Consider the following 20,974-nt stretch of genomic DNA (forward strand, 5'->3'; position numbering starts at 1 on the left):
TTTAGTTGCTAATTTATTCGTACCTTAAAGTTTCCACCGGGTTTTTTGTGGCAGTATTCCAGCTTTGCAGGGTAACAATTGTTATGACAAAAGCAAAAGTTCCGAATCCTGTTAATGCAAATATCCACCAATCTAAATTTGTTTTATAGGCAAAACTTTCCAACCATTTTTGCATGAGTTTATAAGCGATAGGCGATGCAATTATAAATGCTGCAAATACCCAGATTACAAAGCGGTAATTAATGATTTTGAAAATATCCAACAGTGTTGCCCCGTTTACTTTGCGAATACCTATTTCCTGTGTTTTGTTGATGCAGATTTGGAATACCTGGCCAAGTATCCCGAGCATCACTAAGATAAATGCAACAATTGAAAAGGAGGATATTGCTTTCCCAAGTTGCTCGTCTTTGGCATACATTACACTAAGCCTGTCATCAATAAATTCAAATTCCATTGGGTATTCTTCCGGCACAACCGATTTCCACACTTTTTCCAGTTCTGAAAGTTGTGAGGATAAATTTCCTTCAGATAAGCGGATGGAATAATTTGGGAAATTGTTAATGTACTGCTGATCTATCGCAATAATTACAGGAGTTATGGCTTCTCTGAAGGACATAAACTTAAAATCTTTCATTAGGCCTACGATAGTAAAGCGGTTATCGTATTTTGGATTCTCACTTTCTTCCCATTGATTTTTTTTCAGCGCTGTTTCATTTACAATACAGATTTTGTCTGTTTTTCCTTTTCCGATTTCCCAATTTCTAAGCATCTCTATATCATACGTTTTTATAAAGTCATTGTCGGCATAAATTAAATATCCATCGGGAGTTGTGGCGTTTATTATACCCGGAATCCCCTGGCTAATGGATGAACTTTGTACGAATGGCAATTTTTCCATTTCGCTTTTTAAGGTATTTGCCAATTTTAAATTCCCGTTTAGTTTCAGGTAAATAATGTTTTCTTTCTGAAAACCGAGGTCGGCGTGTTTTGCAAAATGAAGTTGTTTGTTGATAAAGAACAGGCAAATAATCAGCGCTACAGCAACAGTAAATTGAAAAACGGAAAGTACATTGGTAGCAACCCCCCCGCCATGTTTAACATATCCGCCTTTCAGGTATTTTATTAAGTTGAACTTTATTAGTCTCCATTGAGGTAAAAGTGAATTTATAAATATGATAGAACTACTTATTAGAATCACCAACAGTAAGGGCGTTGGACTAAATAATGATTCAATACGAATCGTGCTTTCCAATAACTGGTTGGCAAAAGGTAGGAATAGGAATGATAACAATAATGCCAATGCTATTGCGACAAACACTCCGATAAATGATTCGGACAGAAAGTATTTAAAAATATTTGACAGCGCAGCACCGTTGGTTTTTCGTATCCCGATGCTTTTTATTTGGGTTTGATGTTGAGTTATGGAATAGTTTATATAATTAATTACAGATAGTACCAATATTAGTCCTGCTATGGAAGCTAACAGAAATATCAGTTTTGTATTTCCTTTTCTTGTGTAATGTGCTCTGTCCAGAATATCGGTTGAATGCAAATAAATATCGGATATGGGTTGTAGCCCAACCTGCTCGTGTATTTTTTGAAGGTTTTTCAGGCTACTGTTTAGTTTTTCGTTGAAATCAATCGGATTTATATGGTCAGTTAATTTTACATAGTAATTTACAGCTTTTATACTGTATCCGTCTCTTTTCATTTGGCTCCACTGCATACCTCTCTCAATATTCAGAAAAATAGAAATGTCGGGAAAGCTTGTATTTTGGGGCAAATCTTCAACAATGGCAGATACAAACAATTCAGTTCCCTGCATATCGTCTAATACAATTCTTTTACCAAGGACATTTTCTCCCTCAAACATTTTATTTGCCATTGATTGTGTGAGCACAACAGAATTTTTATCCAGTAAATCGTTATTTCTTGACTTTTCAAGGATTTTGAGTGACAGCAAATCGAACATTTCATCTGTTGTCTTCATACTGTAATCATACTTAAAGCTTTTGTTTTCAGTTAATAATAAAAAGTTATTGCCACTGGAAAAGTTGTATGGAGCCACATTCTCAATTTCGCTGTAATTGTCTTTTAATGTGTTTCTGAGGTTGTAATCAAAAGCGGTAGTTTTTTCATTAAAGAATTTTGAATCAAGATCTACCAACCTGAAAATACGCTCGTGGTCTTTAAAAGCCGTGTCGGTGGTAAATTCGCTGTAAGCATAAAGGCCAATTATAATACAAACGGCAAATCCTACTGCAAATCCACCAATGCTTAGTGCCGAGTAAAACTTGTTTCTCTGTAGGCTTCTAATTGCTGTGTTTAGATAATGTAGAATCATTTTAATGTGGTTTATAAATTACATTTTACCTCTTTGCGAGCTTACTCATATCGTAATGCCTCTATCCCGGGTCATTTTGTTCTCGGGATCTTCGCACTCCTCACTATTCGTATCGAAGTGCTTCAACCGGATTCCTGGTTGCCGCCTTCCAACTTTGCCAACTCACGGTTAATAATGCAATTCCCAAAGCCAGTAACCCAGCTAATGCAAATATCCACCAGCTTAATGTGGTTTTGTATGCAAAGTTTTCAAGCCATTTATTCATCGCAAACCAGGCAATTGGAGTTGCTACAATAAATGCAATCACTACCCATTTCACAAAATCTTTATTGAGCATCGTGAGTATTTCCGATATTTTAGCTCCATTGACTTTGCGGATGCCGATTTCTTTGATTTTGTTTTCTGCGGTAAGTCTCGAAAGAGAGAATATTCCTAAACTGGCAATAAATACAGCCAAAAGAGCAAATACACAGAATAGTTGTACCAATGTTTTTTCTGTGCGATATAGCTGGTCAAGTTCCTGGTTAATAAACTGACATTTATAAAGGTCGTTGGGTGCGCTGTGGTGAAAAACAGCTTCGATATAATCAAGTGTTTGAATGGTGTTGTTTCCTGATAATTTAATCAATGCATTGTTTGAATATTGTATATTCTTTTGCCAATAAAGTATCATCGGATTGATTTGGCTATGGAACGATTCAAAATGAAAATTTTCAACAACGCCAATTAACGCTCTGTTGTCTAGATTATAATTTTTGTCTTTTAGTGATGTGTTTTTTAAAATATCCCAAGCTGCTTTATTTAGAATGTAACCGCCGTTGGTTTGCGTTTTTATATTCCACGAGAAATTGTTGCCTTGTACCATTTTCATATCTAGCAATGGAATGAAGTCAGGGTCAACTTCGGCATAATTTACAACAACAGTTTTATCGTCAATTGTTATTTTGTTGGAGTATTGATTAAATTGGGTAATATCATCCGAAGCAAACGAAACGCCTTTGATATTCGGATTTTCAAGCAATTGTGTCTTAAAACTATTTAGGTTGTTTTTCATATCTGGCACTAATTTTACCGACAAAAGTTGTTCGTCGTCAAAACCTAAATCCTCATTTTGTATATAATTTAATTGCCTGTAAATAAATGCAGTTCCTATAATCAAGATAATTGAAACAACATATTGAAAAGTTATAAGTCCGTTGTTTAATCCTTGTGATTTTATAACATTCTTACTGTCTTTCTTCCATTGCTGAATGTTCTTTTGAGTAAGAAAATAAGCCGGGAAAAATCCGTAAATAACCACTAATGTGGCAAGAAATAGAAGGGCATATAATACATATTTGAAGCTAAGAAATTGTTCATAATGGAGTGATTTCCCTATTAGATTCTGGTATGGATTTAAGGTCAGAAAAACAAAAAGCGAAGCAATAAGTATTGCGCTGAAACATAAGACTAAGGAATCAAAAGCATACTGGAAAAATATGGTCATTCGCGAACCTCCCAGTATTCTTTTTACTGTTACTTCCTGCATTTTCTTTAATCCTTGCGAGATAATAAGATTAATGAAATTAATACTGGCAATAACAATAATCAGTACACCAATAATAATTAAAACAATCAACAAATAAAGATTCCCTTGTTTGCTTTCATCGACAGGAGCTGAATCAGTAGCTAAATAAATTGAATTAAACGGGCGCAAACTAAAATTCAGAGATTGTCCCTGTAATCGTTCCATTTTAGTAAAGAAGGAATCCATTTTGCTAGCAAGCTGTTTCGGATTGGTGTTTTCTTCAAGCATAAAATACGAAATCATCCCCCAATTCCAGGTGTCATCGCCAAGATGATAACGGTCTTCTGCCGATTTAAAAGAAGCAAGAGCTTTAGCAGGAAGGTGAAAGTCAGAAATGTCTTCAATCACTCCGGTAACCGTATAAAAGTCTTGTCCTTTAAAGTTTATACGTTCTCCAATAGGATTTTTATCTCCGAACATTTTCTTTGCCAACGATTTGCAAAGCACGATTGAATAAGGTGCATCCAAGGCTGTTTTATAATCTCCACTAATAAATGGAATGGTAAACATTTCAAAAAATGAACCTTCGGCAAAGCACATATCGTCAACCTCATAGAAATTATCGTCGTATCGCAGCCAGGGATTATTAAACGACTTAATAACTGTTGCTTCCTCAATTTCAGGGAAATTTTTCTTTGCTATACGGCTAATAGCAAGAGGTAATTGGTTTTCATCCCCTGCTTCCAACCTGTAAATCTGCTGTCCGTTGGCTTGAGATTTATCATAATTGAACTCGTTTACGACGTAAAGCATTATAAGCATAAAAACAGTTAATGCTATCGACAAACCACTCAGATTAATAATAAAATGAGATGATTTGTGCCAAATATTTCTGAATGATTGTTTTAAGTAATTCATATTGTTGTCTATTTATTCATACCTCAATGCCTCCACCGGATTCCTAGTAGCCGCCCGCCAACTCTGCCAACTCACCGTTAGCAAAGCAATTCCCAACGCCAACACGCCTGCTAATGCAAATATCCACCAACTCAATGTGGTTTTGTAGGCAAAGTTTTCGAGCCACTTGTTCATTGCATACCATGCAATTGGTGTAGCTATAATAAATGCAATTACTACCCATTTCACAAAGTCTTTATTGAGCATCGTTAGTATTTCCGATATTTTTGCGCCGTTTACTTTTCGAATGCCGATTTCTTTAATTCGTAATTCGGCAGAATATATTGACAAAACCATCAAGCCTAAACACGCTATAAAAAGGGCTAAAAAGGTAAAAATATTCAAAAGTATATTCAGGTTCTGTTCGGCTTGGTATTGTTTACCTAAAGTTTCATTTAAGAATGAGTAGGCAAATAAACTCCCCGGAGATGTTGTTTGTATCAGTTTTTCAATATCGGTTAATGCTCCGCTTATGTTCGAGCTATTAATCTTAACGTATAAATTGACAAGAAAATAATAAGTGTTTGTTATCGCAAGAGGTTCAACCTCGGCGTGTAACGATGAATAATTAAAATTTTGAACTACACCAACAACATTGTGTTTGGTGTCGCCAACAACAATTTGTTCGTTAAGTGGATTTGTAAAACCATAAGCATCAACTGCTGCCTGATTAAGAATGACTGATGGCGTTTGAGACTTGGTAAAGTTGTTACCGTCAGTGATTTTCATATTTAATAACGAAATTAAACGCCCATCGGTGTTTAACACCCTCACATCAGGTAAATTTTCCTTGTTTTTTTGCGATAACGGATAAATTGTGGAAAAACCGATACGTTTTCCTAATTCATATGAAGTAAGCGATACATCAACTATATTCGGATTTTTCAGCAACTCATTTTTCAGCACATCTCCATTTTTCTTGAATTTATTATATAGGTCGCCATATAATTTGACAGATATTGTTGCTGTTTTGTCGAATCCCAAATTTTTGTTATTGATATACTTCATCTGGTGGTGGACTCCCAATGTGCAAACAATCAAAAAAATAGATGCTGCAAACTGGAATACGACCAACGCTTTCCTAAATCCTGCATTTACATTCTTCTTACTTTTAAGTGCATCGGTAATATTGTATTTAAAAACAACTGACGCAGGATAAAAACTCACAAGAAACGTAATCAAAGCCAGTAACGAAAGAACAACAACGATGTTAAAACCTTTTAATTTCAGACTCAATCCTAAAATATATCCATAATTTTCGTTGAACAGAAAAACTATAGCCAACGCAAACACTGTGGCAATTAACACATATATAAACGATTCGTGAAAGAAGTGCAAGACTAATCTCTTTTTTGATGCTCCTAATACTTTCTTTACCCCAAACTCATTAACCCGTTTTAATGTTTTGATAACGCTATGATTGATATAGTTGGCACAAGAAATAAATAGAATAAGCACTGCAATAATTGAAAAAATAAAGAGGTACAAAATATTTCCATTTCCTGGGATTTCTTTTTCCAATTTTGAGAATAAGTGAATCTTATTTATTGGTTGAAGAGCAAGGCTTATTTCTGTATTTTCTGAACCTTGAAGAAGTTGCGTGTATTTTTTTGCAAAATCATTAAGTTTGGTTGTAACTAACTCCGTATTAACTGTTTTATTCAATGAACAGTAAGTGTAAAAATTTTGCCATTTGCCGTATCTGTTCAGATTGTCATAATTTTCAGACAGTGATAAAAAATAATTGAATTTCAAATGGGTGTTTGAAGGCAAATTTTCAATGATGCCTGTCACGGTATAAGTGTTTTCGTCAATTTCAACAGTTTTTCCGAGTGCATCATTCTTATTAAAATATTTTTTGGCAAGCGATTGTGTTAAAACAATTGACGCAGGATTGCTTAAAGCTGTTTTACTATTACCAGACAACCATTTGAATGAAAATATAGAAGAAACAGAATTGTCGGCATTACATCCGTTGTTTTCAATAAATGATTCTGCTCCAACTTTTACTATTTGTTCTTTGCAAAGCGATAGTCGGGCAATATTTTCAATTTCAGGAATTTGCTCTTTAACCATTAACCCAATCGTAGGAGGGATAGCCGCCCATTGAGTTGAATTGTTTTCTTCCGATATGCGGTAAATTTGCCCTGAATTATCAAAACAGCTTTCATAAGACAATTCGTTATGCACATAAAAAACAACCAGTATTGTTACTGCCAAACCAAATGCTATTCCGATAATATTTATGGACGAACCGATTTTATCCCGGCTAAATCTGCGTAATGTTAGTTTTAAATTGTATGTTTTCATATTTTATATTTTTCTATTCATATCTCAGAGCTTCCACCGGATTCCTAGTTGCCGCCTTCCAACTTTGAAAACTTACCGTCAGCAATGCAATTCCCAAGGCCAGTACTCCGGCCAGGGCAAAAATCCACCAACTCAAAGTGGTTTTGTAGGCAAAATTTTCAAGCCATTTATTCATGGCATAATATGCAATTGGCGTAGCAATAACAAGAGCAATGATTACCCATTTTACAAAGTCTTTGTTGAGTATCGTAAGTATTTCGAATATTCTTGCTCCGTTTACTTTGCGGATACCGATTTCTTTGGTTCGTTTTTCTGTTATAAAAAACGACATCGCGAATAAACCCAGACTAGTAAGCAAAATTGAGATAACGGAGAACCAGATTAGCATTTTCTGAATCTGAATTTCATTCACATATAAATTGTCATACACTTCGTCTAAAAAATGGTATTCGAATGGCACAGCACTGTTATTTTTTTCACAGTAATCTTTAATTTGTTTAATTGCAGGTTCCAAATTACCAGCCAGCCTAAATAATACAACTCCATTACCATTGTAATTAGAAGCTTTTGTGTATAAGCATGGTGTTATTTCTGAATTGAGTGATTTGGTATTAATGTTGGGTATTACTCCAATAATTTTCAAATCATGCCCTTGGTTTAAGTCAAAAACGAACTGCCCGCAATACGGAGGTTTAAGGAGTAGTCGTTTAGCTGCAATTTCATTTATAATACAGGTATTAATTTGATCGTTAGAATAGTCAAATTTTTGTCCACCTTCAACAAACTTTATATTCATCAAATCGAAATAGCCTTCCCCAACTTCAACACGTTCGCCATGTACTTTATGATCAGGGTTTGAACTTATTTGCATTTGTCCGCCATTTACCAATTGTGTAGGTAATGAACTGCGCGATGAAATGTCAACAATATTTGGATTTTGTGACAATTCCGATGCCATAAGTTTAATATTACGAATATTTTCTAATTCACCATAAGTTCTAACATACAATACCTTGTCTTTATCAAATCCTAATTGTTTGTGCTGTAAAAAATAAACTTGCTTTTGAATACCAAGCACAGAAATAATTAGTATGATAGCAATAATAAATTGAATAGTTACCAAGCTACGTTGCAACTTATTTTTATTACCCTTTAATCCCGTATATCCGGATTTTAAAACTGAAACGACATTAAAGCGAGTAATATATAAACCTGGGAAAAGTCCCGACATTAATAAAGTGAGGATAATCACTACGAAGCTTATGGAAACGAATTTCAGGTTAAATATTGTTATAGGCATTTCTGTATGGACCAGATTGTTGAATACTGGCAGCATCAGGTAAATCAAGCCAAAAGAAATCAGGAATGATATAAAAATAAATAGTAAAACCTCAAAAGCAAACTCTTTAATAATTCCAGCTTTGTTAGCTCCCGATGCCATTTTAATTCCAGTTGATTTTGTACGCTTTAAAGAGGTAGAAATAAAGATATTTGTAAAGTTGACACATGCTATTAACAAAATCAGAAATGAAATTAAGGCCAGAACAAAAACATTTTGTTTGTTCCCCAAAACAGCATAATCCAGAATATATTCAGACCTAAAATGAATCTCATGTAAAGGCTGTAACTTAATGAATGCATTTAATTGTTTCCAAACTGTAAATTTACTCGTGACCATGTTAGTCAATTTTATCTCCAGTTCAGGTATTTTGGCTGCATGATTTACTACCAGATATTGAAAACAATTATCGCTGGTCCATTTTGTATTCTGCCAACCCTCCGAAAGATTAAGTACCGGTATTAAATAGTGAAATTGTAAATGTGAATTGGATGCGACATTCTTCACAACAGCACTGACAGTATAATCTCTTCCATTTATACTTATATTTTCCCCTACAGGATACTTCGTGCTAAAACACTTGGCAGCCAAATATTCATCAATAACGACTTGGTCAGGTTTATTTAATGAATTAGATAAATCACCAAATTTTCCTTCAAACGAAAAAACAGAAAAAAAAGTGGAATCGGCATAAAATCCTTTTTCGGCATAAAATTGTTTGTCTCCAACTTTTAAAACAGCCCGATTATGCTTACGAATACGAGTAAAATTAATTACTTCAGGAAATAATTTTTCTGCTTCAACTCCGATTCCTTGAGGCGTGGAGCATACTTTAACTTCCTTATTGTTTTGCTCACCCATAAAGATAACCTGATAAATGTTTTCGCTATTTGCAAAAAAATGATCAAAGCTCAATTCATGGGATACCCACAATATAAGAAGCAAAGTGGATGTTATACCAACACTTAATCCAAACAAATTCAGCAACGAAATGTATTTATTTCTTATTGCATTACGAAAAGTTGCTTTTATATATCTGATTATCGTAGTCATCTGGTTTATTTACTACTTTATTTATTCATACTTAATAATATTTATTTGATACAATTCATAATCAGGAGTTCAATTTACTCATACCGTAAAGCTTCTACAGGATTCCGCGTAGCAGCCCGCCAGCTTTGCCAACTCACTGTTAACAACGCAATTCCCAAAGCAAGCACTCCTGCCAAGGCGAAAATCCACCAGCTTAGGTTGGTTTTGTATGCAAAGTTTTCGAGCCACTTGTTCATGGCGTACCAGGCCAGGGGAGTGCCAAAAACAAAAGCAATGATTACCCATTTTACAAAATCTTTGTTTAGCATGACCAATATTTCAGATATCCGTGCTCCATTTACTTTGCGCACACCGATTTCCTTAACTTTTTTATTTACGGTATGCGAAACTAAAGCATAAAGTCCCAGGCATGCAATTATTATTGCCAGCAAGGAACTTGCTCCGGCCAGCTGCCCAAGCTGATTATAAGAAAAATATTGTTTGTTAAAATAGCCGTCGAGGAAAAAGAAATCGGCCTGGGCCTGCGGATAATGTTTCTCCCAAACCTGTTTTACCGACTTCATTAATGCCGGAATATTTGAAGTTTTAACCAGCGCCGGATAATAGCCAAATTCGTGTGGATGCCTGAATTGATAAATATAGGGTTCCAGCTCTTTTTGCAACGATTCGTGATGAAAATTTTGAGCAACACCAACAATCTCCATCTCGTTGTCACCAATATTAATTTTTTCACCAATTGCCTGTTCAGCCGCTTCAAAGCCCATGGCTTCAGCCGCTTTTGTGTTTATAATTACATTTTTGCTTTCGCTGGCCAATATGGGATAGAAGTTCCGGCCTGCAAGAATAGGAACCTGGTAAGTGGCGAAATAATTTTCATCGGAAAAAGAAATATTGAACGTTGTATTTAATTGTTTTCCTCTCCGGCTAACCGTTACGTTGTTGTAGCGGTTGGTTTGCCCCGGGATGTTCATTGTGGCTGTAATTTTTTCCACATAAGGTGACTGCAAAAGCTCTTCGCGAAAAGCGCAAAATTCATGGTAACGCCTTTCTCCTGTGGTATTATTGGTTGCCGGCCCCCGCATCACCAAAACCTGGCTTGGGTTCATTCCCAAGTTGCTTTTCTTTAGGAAATTGATCTGTTTAAATATGAGTGTTGTTGAGCCAATAAGAATAATAGCAAGCATAAACTGAAACACAGTCAGTCCGTAGCGAACCGAACCAAAACCACCGGAGTTTGTAATTTTGTTGTTTACTACCTGCAAGGGATTAAACGAAGATTGCAGCAGCGCCGAAATGGTTCCGGTAAAAATCATACCCGACAACAATATGCCTCCAAACATAAACCAAAACCATGGCTGTAAAAAGGAAGCGATGGAGATATTGTTATCCACAAACGACCTGAAAAGGGGTAAAGCCAGCAGAATAAGTACCAGTGAAAAAAGAATGGACGTGAGATTAATCACAAGCAACTCTGCCAGATGATATTTCGTTAAAGACCGGTTGTTGGCCCCGTTAATTTTTCGGATAGCCGAGGCTTTCACACGTTCAAACGACAAGGCTGTTGATATATTAATATTGTTTGTCCACGCAATAACAATAATAAATATCGCAACAACAAGCAACAACTTCACTTTGGTACGATTCCCCTGTGGAACAAATTCACCTTCCAAATCCGACTGTAAATAAATATCTTTTACCGGCATGATGGAATACCCGGCCTGCAAGCCATCTTTTCCGTTGTTTGTCAGGTATTTTCCGGCTGTTTCTGTGAGCAGGTTTGTAATGTCTGTTTCCGTGGCGGCAGGTGTTTTTCTGAAATATGTAGAAACAAAAATTCCTCTCCAGTTTCCCTGACGGTTGACACCGTAATCTTCCAAAGTATAAAAGCTGACCACAAAATCGTAATGCAGGTGTGTATTTTCGGGCAGGGATTTAAAAACGGCTGTTACGGTAAACGGGATGCCTTCATTTAGTTTAATAATTTTTCCAACCGGGTCTTCATCACCAAAATAAATACGGGCCATTTTATCAGAAATTGCAGTGGTGTATTTATTGGATACAGCAGTTGAAATATCGCCCAAAACCATTTCATTTTGAAAAACGTTAAAAAAAGCGCTGTCGGCCCAAACTACATCCTGGTTGTACATTTGAACATTATCGGTGTACATAAAACATGATTCGTAAAAGGCTCTGCAACTTGCCGCAATCAATTCCGGGTTGCCCTGCAACGCAAGCCCCAGTGCTGATTGTGTTCGGCAACTGTTGGTTAACTGTTTCCCGTCTTTTGAAGCATGGTAGCTAATGCGGTATAAATTTTCAGTCTGCGGATAAAACTGGTCGTAACTTTTTTCATATTGAATATGCATCCAAAGCATGGAAAAGGTTGCTATCCCAATCGATAGGCCAATAATATTTACCACAAAAAAGCGCCGGTGTTTGGCAAAGTTTCGGAAGATGAGTTTCAGGTAATGTTGAAGCATTTTAGTATCTATTCAATTGTTGATTTTTCATTCAAGTATAGTGGTTTAAGAACCTTCAATTTTTCAAACTTTTAATTACGCTATTGCAATACGAATCTACATTTTCTCTTTTTCGACCACCAACAAAAATGCTGCGTCAATAAGATTTGTATCTTCCTGTTTCCGGTGTCCTGATTATGATTCTTAAATTTTATAGTTGACATCTCATGTTTTAGAATCAAATAAAATACCTAAAATACACGATGTTGATTGTCAGTACGTTATGCTTTTTGGGGGATTTGAGTTGTCAAAATATTATACACTTTGTGTTAAAATTTTATACGCAAAATAAAGACTTACTCATATTTCAAACTTTCTACCGGATTTCGTGTTGCGGCTTTGTAAGATTGAAAAGAAACGGTTAGTAAAGCAATTCCCAGCGTTAACAATCCGGCAAGTACAAAAATCCACCAGCTTATATCTGTTTTGAACGCAAATTTTTCCAGCCATTTTTGCATGGTGTACCAGGCAACGGGAACTGCAATTACAAACGATAAAATTACCCACTTTATAAAGTCGGCGTTTAGCATGGCCATAACTTCAGTAATTTTTGCACCATTTACTTTTCGAATCCCAATTTCTTTTGTCCTTTTTTGAATTGAATTGGCGGCAAGCCCAAACAATCCCAGCACAGCCAGCAGAACCGACAAAAAGGTATACACGGAGAAAATTCCTGCCAGTTTTTTATCGGCACTCATTTGAAGCTGGTATTTCTCGTTTGTATATTGAATTTCAAAGGGGTCGACAGGGAAAAATTTCTCCCACTCTTTTTTTAGAGTGGATAACATTTCGCCGGGCAAAGCAGAACCGTCAAAAAGCGTTGTTATATAGCCAACATCGTATTTCCATCTGTAACTATGCATCAAAAGCAGGGGCTCTATTTTTTTTCGTGGCGACTCCTGATGGAAATCTTCAATTACTCCGCAAATTTGAAATGTACTTTTAGGAATACTTAGAAAATCGTTAACCTCCACTTCAACAAATTTTCCGACAGCCGCTTCAGGTGAAGGAAATCCCCAGGTTTTACTTGCTGCCCGATTGATTACCAGTTTTGTCCCTTCTGGTGAATCTTCTTCTGTAAATATTTTTCCGGCCAATAGTTTCGGTTCAAATACTTCCTGAAAACGGTGGTCGATGTTCAGAATTCCAAAATTATCGCCCTGCAATTCCGGCTTTCCTTCGGGGTAAATATGATTGCTGTGAAAACTGATCTCTTTCCCTGGAATACATGAACTTACCGTAGTAGCTTTTATCCCCGGAAGTTTGTTTATTTCATTCATATAAGAGACCAGTTTTTCCGTGGCACCCTCTTTTTTTATCAGGCTCATAGGCGTAAAAGAATAGGCTGTCTGTTTTATTTTCAGGCCCACATCTTTGTTTTTCATAAAAGAAACCTGCCGGATAATGGTAATTGTTCCGATAAGCAATCCGATGGAAGCTGCAAATTGGAAGACAATAAGGGAGCGGCGCAGCGTAAATCCGTCGTTGTTTTTGGCGAACTTGTTTGAAAGGAGCATTTGTGTCCTTTTTGAAATAAGTATAAATGCAGGATAGATAACGCTTAAAAAACTCCCTGCGATAAACAGGCCGATAAACCTGAGCAGGAAAATTGAATGAACAGGTAACTGGCCGTTAATTCCGACGTACCTGCTAAGTTGTCCCCGTAAGGCAAAAAATAAACCGAGAGCCAGCAGAATGGAGAAAGCATTAATCATTACGGATTGAAGAGTTATTTGGGAAAGAAGGCTGTATGACGAGGCCCCTGCTACTTTTTTAAGGCCTATTTCTTTTGCCCGTTCAATTATTTGAGTTATCTGGAAATTGACAAAGATTATCCAGCTCATCATCAAAATCAGGAAAGCAACAATATAAAGAGCGGACAGGGTTTTTGAATCTGTATTGGGGGAAATTTCCTGCTCGAAGTCGGAGTTGGCATGAATCGATTTTACGGGTTGGGGAATAAACGCAGATTTTTGTCCGGCTTCAATTAAATGGCTGGTGTATTTTTTATAAATCGCCGGGAACTTTTGGGAAACAGAGCTGATTTCCGCGTTCTTTTTCAGCCGGAAATAAGTATAAGCCTGGGGGTTTCTCCAAAGTCTGCCCGAAGAAGACGGTGGTTCCAAAGATCCGGTAATGGGTTCCAATCTAAGTTTTGAGGTGGCATTGTCGAAATGTGTTATGTAATAGTATAGTGATTCCCTGGAAATCAGAATGTCTGCTTTTAAATGGCTGTTTTCAGGGATGTCGGCAAATACACCCGCAACAATAAATTCCCAGCCTTCGTTGAGTTTAAAATGTTCATTCAGCGGATCTCTTCGTCCGAACAATGTTAAGGCGGCATTTTCCGAAATTACTGCTGATTGAATTGTTGAGAAAGGATTCGTTGCATCGCCAGCAATAAACGGGCGGTTAAATACTTTAAAAACATTCGCATCGCTCCAGTAAAACCGGGCATCTTTCAGGAAATGTTCGGTTGTAAATGCGGTTACCACATCAGGCCACAGTCCGGTGGCACACTCCACTCCCGGAATTTCATCAGTTAAAACCCTGCAAAGTCCGGGATAGTTGGTAGCTGTTGTGGTTTTACTTCCGTTGGGAAGAGTTTTTTCCAGTGCCAACCGGTAAATCTGGTCCGGCGCTTTCCACAGCCCGTCAAAACTTTTTTCATGCTGGATGTAAAAGAAAATCAACAAAAAAGAGGTCATTCCAAGTGTAAGAACAAAAATGCTCAACAGACTGGGAAGTTTCTGATTTTTTATCAGCCGGAGAACGATCTTAAAATTGGTTAGGTTCATTGGTTATCATTTTAGGAACGATTATTCATTCTGTTTTTTTAATTATTTGTTACATCTCTTTTATCCCATCAGACTTTCCCGCTATTCATACCTCAAACTTTCTACCGGGTTCTTTGTAGCTGCCTTAAACGATTGAAATGAAACGGTTAACAACGCAATTCCCAATGCCAGCAAACCAGCCAAAGCAAAAATCCACCAGCTTAAATTGGTTTTATAGGCAAAATTTTCGAGCCAACTGTTCATGGCTAACCAAGAAACCGGAGTGGCTATTACAAAAGCCAGAATAATCCACAGTATAAAATTTCGGTTTAATAAAACCATCACTTCAGAAACATTGGCGCCATTTACTTTTCGAATTCCTATTTCTTTTATCCGCGCTGTTGTAATCAGCCAGGAAATAGAAAACAGGTTAATTACACTGATAAAAATGGCGATGAAAATAAAAAGCCGGAATATTTTTATAAGTTGGGTTTCTGATTCAAACTGCCTGTTGTAGTAGTCTTCGAGAACAACATATTCAAATGGATAATTGGGAAATGTAGCCTTAAATTTTTCCCGGATAAATGGAAGAACAGAAGCATAATCTGGAGTTGCCGTTTTTATGGAATAGTTTCCCCAAACCATATTTTGTGTCCAGTCCATAATAACAATGGGTTCATGTTGTTCTTTGGCATCGCTGAAATCCACATTTTTTGTAACACCAATAACTGAAGCTTCAAATTTTTGAAGTCCACTTTCATCTTCCATTTTCAATATTCGTCCAACGGCTTCTTCCGGCGTTTTAAAACCCATAACCGACAAACATGCCTGATTTATGAGACATCCGTTCTTTTTGTCATCATCTGCGATTGCATAAAAGTTTTTACCGGCCAGCAAATCAATTTTATAATTATTGATGTAGTTTTCGTCTGCCACAATCAACGCTGCTTTCCCTCCCTTTTGCGATTGTATTTCTTTAAAATTGAAGTTGTAGGCCGGCAAATCTCCGGGAATTACATTTGAACTTGAGATTCCCACAATAGAGCTGTTGCTCATTAAATCCTGGTCAAATGCCGACAAATTGTTGATCCGTTGTGAGGTTTTACGCATGTTGGACGGAATTTTAACAACAATTGTATTGTTTAAATCCAAGCCTTTGTCTTTTTGAATGAGAAAATTTACTTGTTTATTCATTCCTGAAATTCCTGAGATAATGGCGATTATAATTACAAACTGGGCAACTACAATTACCTGCCGGAAAGAGATCCCGCTGGCAACAGGTTTATATTTTAGTTTTAACAATTCGAGGCCGTTAAAACGGTTGATCAACAAAGCAGGCAAAACACCATTTACAAAAATGCTCAGAATCAGAATTCCGAAAAGAACTTCAAGAAACAAGGGTTGAAAGAAAACGGGTTGGAGTAAAATGCCAAATTCATTTTGCATAAGCGGGAACAACATACGTACAATCGCAAGTGAAATAATCAATGCAAAAAGGTGAATGATAATGGATTCTGCCAATGAGGCAAAAACAATTCCCGAATAAGTCGCACCGTTTATTTTTTTTATACCGGTTTGTTTGGCTGAATTAATTAATCGTGAGAATGAAAATTGGATGTAGTTAGAGCCGGAAGCTATAAGAATTAAAAATCCAATGATAAAAATGAGATACACATATTCAGCCCGCGAATTGGGTTGTAATTCTTGTTTTAACTCTGAATGAAGGTGGATGTCGTTTAGGGCTTGCAGATGATATTTGTGTTGAATATTGTTTTTCCCGAATGTGCTTTTTTTGTATTCTGCAACCAGATTGTTGATTCCCGTTTCCAATTGGTTGATATCCGTATTGTCTTTTACTTTCAGATAGGTATAAAAACCTGTTTCACCCCACTGCGCTTTTGCAGGTGGCGGCAGGTGCATATCATCGTGAAAAGAAAGCAACGCATCTGCTGTGAAGTGTGCCTGAGCAGGAATATCCTGAAAAACGCCTTCTATGGTATATTCATACGCCGGGTATTTAAACAAAGTCTTCCCAATTGGGTTTTCATTTCCAAAATATTTTTTGGCTGTACTTTCCGAAATAATAACGGTGTAGGGCCGGGTTAAAACCTGCGCTTCGTTTCCCAGAACAAGCGGGATGGAAAAGACGTCCAGGAAACCATGAGAGGCGTGGTAGATCTGTTCGTCGGAAAAGATTTCTTCTCCTATTTTGTATTGTGGGTTACTTGTTCTGGTAATATAACCTGAAGCCAAAACATTGGGATACGTTTCTTTCACTGATGTTGATATTCCGCGTTCCCCGCTCGGAATAGAGAGGCTTAACTCGTTATTGTTGTATATATCGGTAGTTACCCGGTAAATGTTTTTGTTGTCGGGAAAAACGCGATCAAAACCTTTTTCATAAAAAACATAACCTGAAACCAGAATAAAAGTGATTAGGCCAATACAAATGGATGAAAAAAGGAAAAGTGTATATCTCTTTTCACGAAATAAATTTCTTAAGGCAATTTTCAGGTAGTAGTTCATGGTTTTAGTGCTTTATTTTCAGTGGATTTTGGTTAAAAATGAGCGATTATTTTATTTGTTCTTCGCTCTCAATTATTATACCGAACATTAATATTTCCACCGGAAGAACGAATATAAACCGGAATTCCTCCGCCGTTCATTGTTCCTTTTACCCGGTTTTTTTCTGATTTCCCGGAGAAATTATGAAGATCGATATTTACTCTGTCGGAACTTAAATCCAAATCAAGGCCAAGCTTGTCGCCATTTTGGATTATTGCATCAACTCCGCCGCCGCTGGAGCTAAGGTATAACTCTTTGCTTAAATTGTCAATGTCAACACGAACCGATCCTCCGCTTGATTTTGCTTTTACAGCTCCTGCTTTTCCGGAAACACTTACTCCTCCTCCGCTACTGGAGGCGTCCACATCGCCATCGATGTTGTTCAGGCGCACACCGCCACCTGAGCTGCGGGCAAAAACATTGCCTTGTGCGTCGGTCAGTTTTACACCGCCACCACTGGAGCTCAAACGGCAATCACCGTTCTGGTTTGTTGCCGTCACACCTCCGCCGGAAGAACTGGCCTTGGTGGAACCGGTAACATTTTCAATTCGTACACCTCCTCCGCTGCTGGAAAAATTATGTGTTCCGGCTACGCCTGAGATATCGACTCCGCCACCACTCGACGAAACGTTACACGACATTTTTCGGGGTGTTATAATGGTTAATGCAATACCTGTGTTGCTCCGGAAATTAAACCGGGTTTTGCGTTTGACAACCGCAGTAATAACTGAACCATTTTTCTCAAACTCCAGTTCATAATCTTCCAAAATGTCGTCGAGTTGTGCATCAGAAGGAGACAATATCCTGCCGTTTTTTCGGACAAAAGCCTGCACAATTACTTCGTTTTGATTGTGGGTTTTTACGGTTACTCCTCCACCGGATGATGAGGCATTTAATGTGCCCGGCTGATTCAGATCAAAGGTTTTTGTTATAGTTGGAGTCTTATTCTCCTGGGCGACTCCATTACACGATGCCAGCGCGAAAAGCATAGCAATTATCATGTACATTTTTACATTTAGTTGAGTTTTCATAGCAAGTTCTTTAAGTATTTAATTTTGTCGTTCATTTTATTTTTTTCCTAAATCATCGCCCTGTTCGGGCTAATATTCCTTTAACGCCGCCACTCCGGGAGTCGGGTGTTGTCACTCATACCTGAGTGCCTCTGCCGGATTTCTTGTAGCTGCCTTAAACGATTGAAATGCAACGGTTAGTAATGCAATTCCCAGTGCCAACACCCCGGCCAGAGCAAAGATCCACCAACTTAGCGTAGTTTTATATGCGAAATTATTGAGCCACTGCCGCATAATAAATACGCAAAACGGAACAGAAATGGCCACCGATATTGTTATTAAAAGCATGTATTTGCTTACAATCAACCATCCGATTTTTACTTCAGAAGCTCCATTTATTTTTCGGATGGCCAACTCTTTTACCCTGGTTTTTATGGAAAAGAATAAGATAGCATACAAGCCTATACAAGCCACAAGAATGGACAGCACCGATAAAATCAGCATTAATTTTTTGGCCTGTTTGTCTTTGTTGTATTTGAGAGCCAGAGCGTCATCCAGAAACTGGTAATACAAAGGCCTTTTTATTTTATACTCTCCCCAAAGCGAAGAGAGCGCTGCTATAGCCTCAGTTGTTTGGTTGCTGCTAATTTTCATCGCAAGGTTTCCAATGTATCTGCCGCGAAAAATTAGTAAGGGTTCAATTTTGTGGTGTAAGGATTTGTAATTGTAATCTTTAACCACACCAACGACTTTGTAAGTTTTATCGTCGTTAATAATAAACTGGTTGAGGATATCATCTTTTCCCGGAAACTCACGGGCCGCCGTCTCATTCAAAATAACACAATCATAATCTGTATTTCTGTTTTCACTAAATCCCCTTCCTTTTAATAATTTTAATCCATAGGTTTGAAAATAATCTCCATCAACTAAAAGACGGTTGGCAACCAGTTGGTTCCCGGCATCGCCTGAGTGGTTGAAATAAACAGATACCATCTCCGGATCATCCCCGATAAACTGGTTTAAAAGACTAACTTCTTCAACCGAGGCGAATGATTTTAGCTTTTCCATAAAGCTTAGCCTGTTGGGGCGGTTGAGGTCATACAAACGAAACATAACAATGTTGTTTGCGCCATATGCCCTGTTTTTTGAATTTAAATAACTTAATTGTTTTTGAACAATAAGGGTACTCAGAATAATGATGACCGACAATGCAAACTGAACAACAATAAGCGCATTTTTTGACCCAATCTGAGATTTCGATTTAGAGCGCTTTGAGTTGAGCAGGGATAAAATATTTAGCCTTGAATAATAGGATATCGGGATAAAATTGATAAAGATGCTAAAAAATGTAATCCCGCAAAAACTATAGAACAGCACTTTAAATAAATCGAAATCTTCCAGATAAATGGAAAGGTTTAAATGTTGGGTCAGTAAGTTTTTTGTTCCTGCATAAATAATCACACCCAGCGCAAAAGAGAGTGTCCAATGAAAAATGGCTTCAGTTAATAGCATTTTTGTAAGTTGTATCCGAAAGGCACCATGTGTTTTTCGAACACCAATTTCCTTTAACCGAAGGGAATGAGAGGCCAGTGTCAGATTAATAAAGTTTATTCCCGAAATTAAAAACAGAATAAAGGCAATTGCCATTGCACCATACAGATAAATTTTGCTTGATGTTACCGCAAAATCGAAAGCGTGGTTTGACAAATGTATTTTTTGAAGGGGTTCAGAATAATATTTAACCGGGACATTTTCCGACTTAACCAGTTCAGTAAAATTGTTCTCGTTTATTTTCTCTACTACACCATCTCCGTCGATGTCGGACTGTGCGTAAGCCAGTTTTGTTAATTTAAAGTTTAATTCATTTTTATCGGTAATTTTATTTCCGGTTTTTAAATAAGTAGCAGTGTTTTTTGTCTCCCAGTCCAGGCTTGCCGGATCAATCACCTGATTGATATTTTTGATAAGGTTCACCTCTAAATGTGAGTTTGGAGGTAAGTCGCGAAACACCGATGAAATAAAGCAGGATTCATAATGGGTTCCATATTTGATCTTTAATTCATGTCCAAGTGCATTTTCTTCAGATTTAAAATACATCAGGGCAAGCTTTTCCGAAATAGCAACGCTGTTTTTATCGGGCAAAGCAAGGGACGAGGTTTTGGTATATGGAATTTGGAAAAAATCAAGGAAATTCGGGTCAGCATAAATTGCCCCCGACACATTATTCACTTCGTTATTTACTTCAACAAAGGCATTTCCCTGGTTTTGAATTCTGAGCGCTTCTGCAACTTCCGGAATTTCTTTGAGGGAATATTCAGCCAACAAGGGTGAAGTAATAACGGAGTTTATGTTTTGTCCGTCGAGTGTACCTTGCCGGTATACCCGGTAAATGCTATCTTTTCCCGGAATAAAATTGTCAAAACTATATTCGGAACAAACATATGTAGTAACAAATAAAACAACTGCAAAAGCGATTCCCAATCCAATAAGTTTGGCAAACGACAGGGTTCGATTTTTAAGAAACTGCCTCCATGATAGTTTTATGTAGTTTGTAATCATCTAAAATAGAATTATTTAAAGGTTTTTATAACTA

9 protein-coding genes are annotated in these 20,974 nt (G+C 37.1%); all 9 read right to left on the reverse strand.

Annotated features, from left to right (window positions below; translation table 11 throughout):
- Positions 1–13: 13 nt before the first annotated feature.
- The 9 genes from GM418_RS13540 to GM418_RS13580 all read right to left on the reverse strand — a co-directional run bounded on the left by GM418_RS13540 (position 14) and on the right by GM418_RS13580 (position 20,940).
- Complete coding sequence (locus GM418_RS13540; protein ID WP_158867160.1) at positions 14–2,344, reverse strand: ABC transporter permease; 2,331 nt, start codon at positions 2,342–2,344, stop codon at positions 14–16.
- A gap of 103 nt (positions 2,345–2,447) precedes the next feature.
- Complete coding sequence (locus tag GM418_RS13545) at positions 2,448–4,769, reverse strand: ABC transporter permease (RefSeq protein WP_158867162.1); 2,322 nt, start codon at positions 4,767–4,769, stop codon at positions 2,448–2,450.
- A gap of 12 nt (positions 4,770–4,781) precedes the next feature.
- Positions 4,782–7,118 carry an ABC transporter permease gene (locus GM418_RS13550; RefSeq protein ID WP_158867164.1) on the reverse strand — a complete coding sequence of 779 codons (2,337 nt, stop codon included), beginning with the start codon at positions 7,116–7,118 and terminating at the stop codon, positions 4,782–4,784.
- 13 nt (positions 7,119–7,131) lie between these two features.
- Complete coding sequence (locus tag GM418_RS13555) at positions 7,132–9,510, reverse strand: ABC transporter permease (protein ID WP_158867166.1); 2,379 nt, start codon at positions 9,508–9,510, stop codon at positions 7,132–7,134.
- A 74-nt stretch (positions 9,511–9,584) separates the two neighbouring features.
- The gene (locus GM418_RS13560) at positions 9,585–11,990 is read right to left on the reverse strand and encodes an ABC transporter permease (protein ID WP_158867168.1); all 2,406 of its coding nucleotides are present in this window, start codon (positions 11,988–11,990) and stop codon (positions 9,585–9,587) included.
- A gap of 335 nt (positions 11,991–12,325) precedes the next feature.
- Positions 12,326–14,827, reverse strand: a complete 2,502-nt coding sequence (locus GM418_RS13565; RefSeq protein WP_158867170.1) for an ABC transporter permease — start codon at positions 14,825–14,827, stop codon at positions 12,326–12,328.
- Positions 14,828–14,908: 81 nt separating this feature from the next.
- Positions 14,909–17,332: an ABC transporter permease gene (locus tag GM418_RS13570; protein WP_158867172.1), complete on the reverse strand. Its 2,424-nt coding sequence runs from the start codon at positions 17,330–17,332 to the stop codon at positions 14,909–14,911.
- Between the two features lie 68 nt (positions 17,333–17,400).
- Positions 17,401–18,402, reverse strand: a complete 1,002-nt coding sequence (locus GM418_RS13575) for a DUF4097 family beta strand repeat-containing protein (RefSeq protein ID WP_158867174.1) — start codon at positions 18,400–18,402, stop codon at positions 17,401–17,403.
- Positions 18,403–18,513: 111 nt separating this feature from the next.
- Positions 18,514–20,940 carry an ABC transporter permease gene (locus GM418_RS13580; RefSeq protein WP_158867176.1) on the reverse strand — a complete coding sequence of 809 codons (2,427 nt, stop codon included), beginning with the start codon at positions 20,938–20,940 and terminating at the stop codon, positions 18,514–18,516.
- Positions 20,941–20,974 lie beyond the last annotated feature (34 nt).

Origin of the sequence: Maribellus comscasis (genome assembly GCF_009762775.1) — a bacterium.
Lineage (GTDB): Bacteria > Bacteroidota > Bacteroidia > Bacteroidales > Prolixibacteraceae > Draconibacterium > Draconibacterium comscasis.

Excerpts from the sequence above, each read along its gene's own strand:
- GM418_RS13540 (WP_158867160.1), bottom strand. The coding sequence starts at position 2,344 with ATGATTCTACATTATCTAAACACAGCAATTAGAAGCCTACAGAGAAAC.
- GM418_RS13545 (WP_158867162.1), bottom strand. The coding sequence starts at position 4,769 with ATGAATTACTTAAAACAATCATTCAGAAATATTTGGCACAAATCATCT.
- GM418_RS13550 (WP_158867164.1), bottom strand. The coding sequence starts at position 7,118 with ATGAAAACATACAATTTAAAACTAACATTACGCAGATTTAGCCGGGAT.
- GM418_RS13555 (WP_158867166.1), bottom strand. The coding sequence starts at position 9,510 with ATGACTACGATAATCAGATATATAAAAGCAACTTTTCGTAATGCAATA.
- GM418_RS13560 (WP_158867168.1), bottom strand. The coding sequence starts at position 11,990 with ATGCTTCAACATTACCTGAAACTCATCTTCCGAAACTTTGCCAAACAC.
- GM418_RS13565 (WP_158867170.1), bottom strand. The coding sequence starts at position 14,827 with ATGAACCTAACCAATTTTAAGATCGTTCTCCGGCTGATAAAAAATCAG.
- GM418_RS13570 (WP_158867172.1), bottom strand. The coding sequence starts at position 17,332 with ATGAACTACTACCTGAAAATTGCCTTAAGAAATTTATTTCGTGAAAAG.
- GM418_RS13575 (WP_158867174.1), bottom strand. The coding sequence starts at position 18,402 with ATGAAAACTCAACTAAATGTAAAAATGTACATGATAATTGCTATGCTT.
- GM418_RS13580 (WP_158867176.1), bottom strand. The coding sequence starts at position 20,940 with ATGATTACAAACTACATAAAACTATCATGGAGGCAGTTTCTTAAAAAT.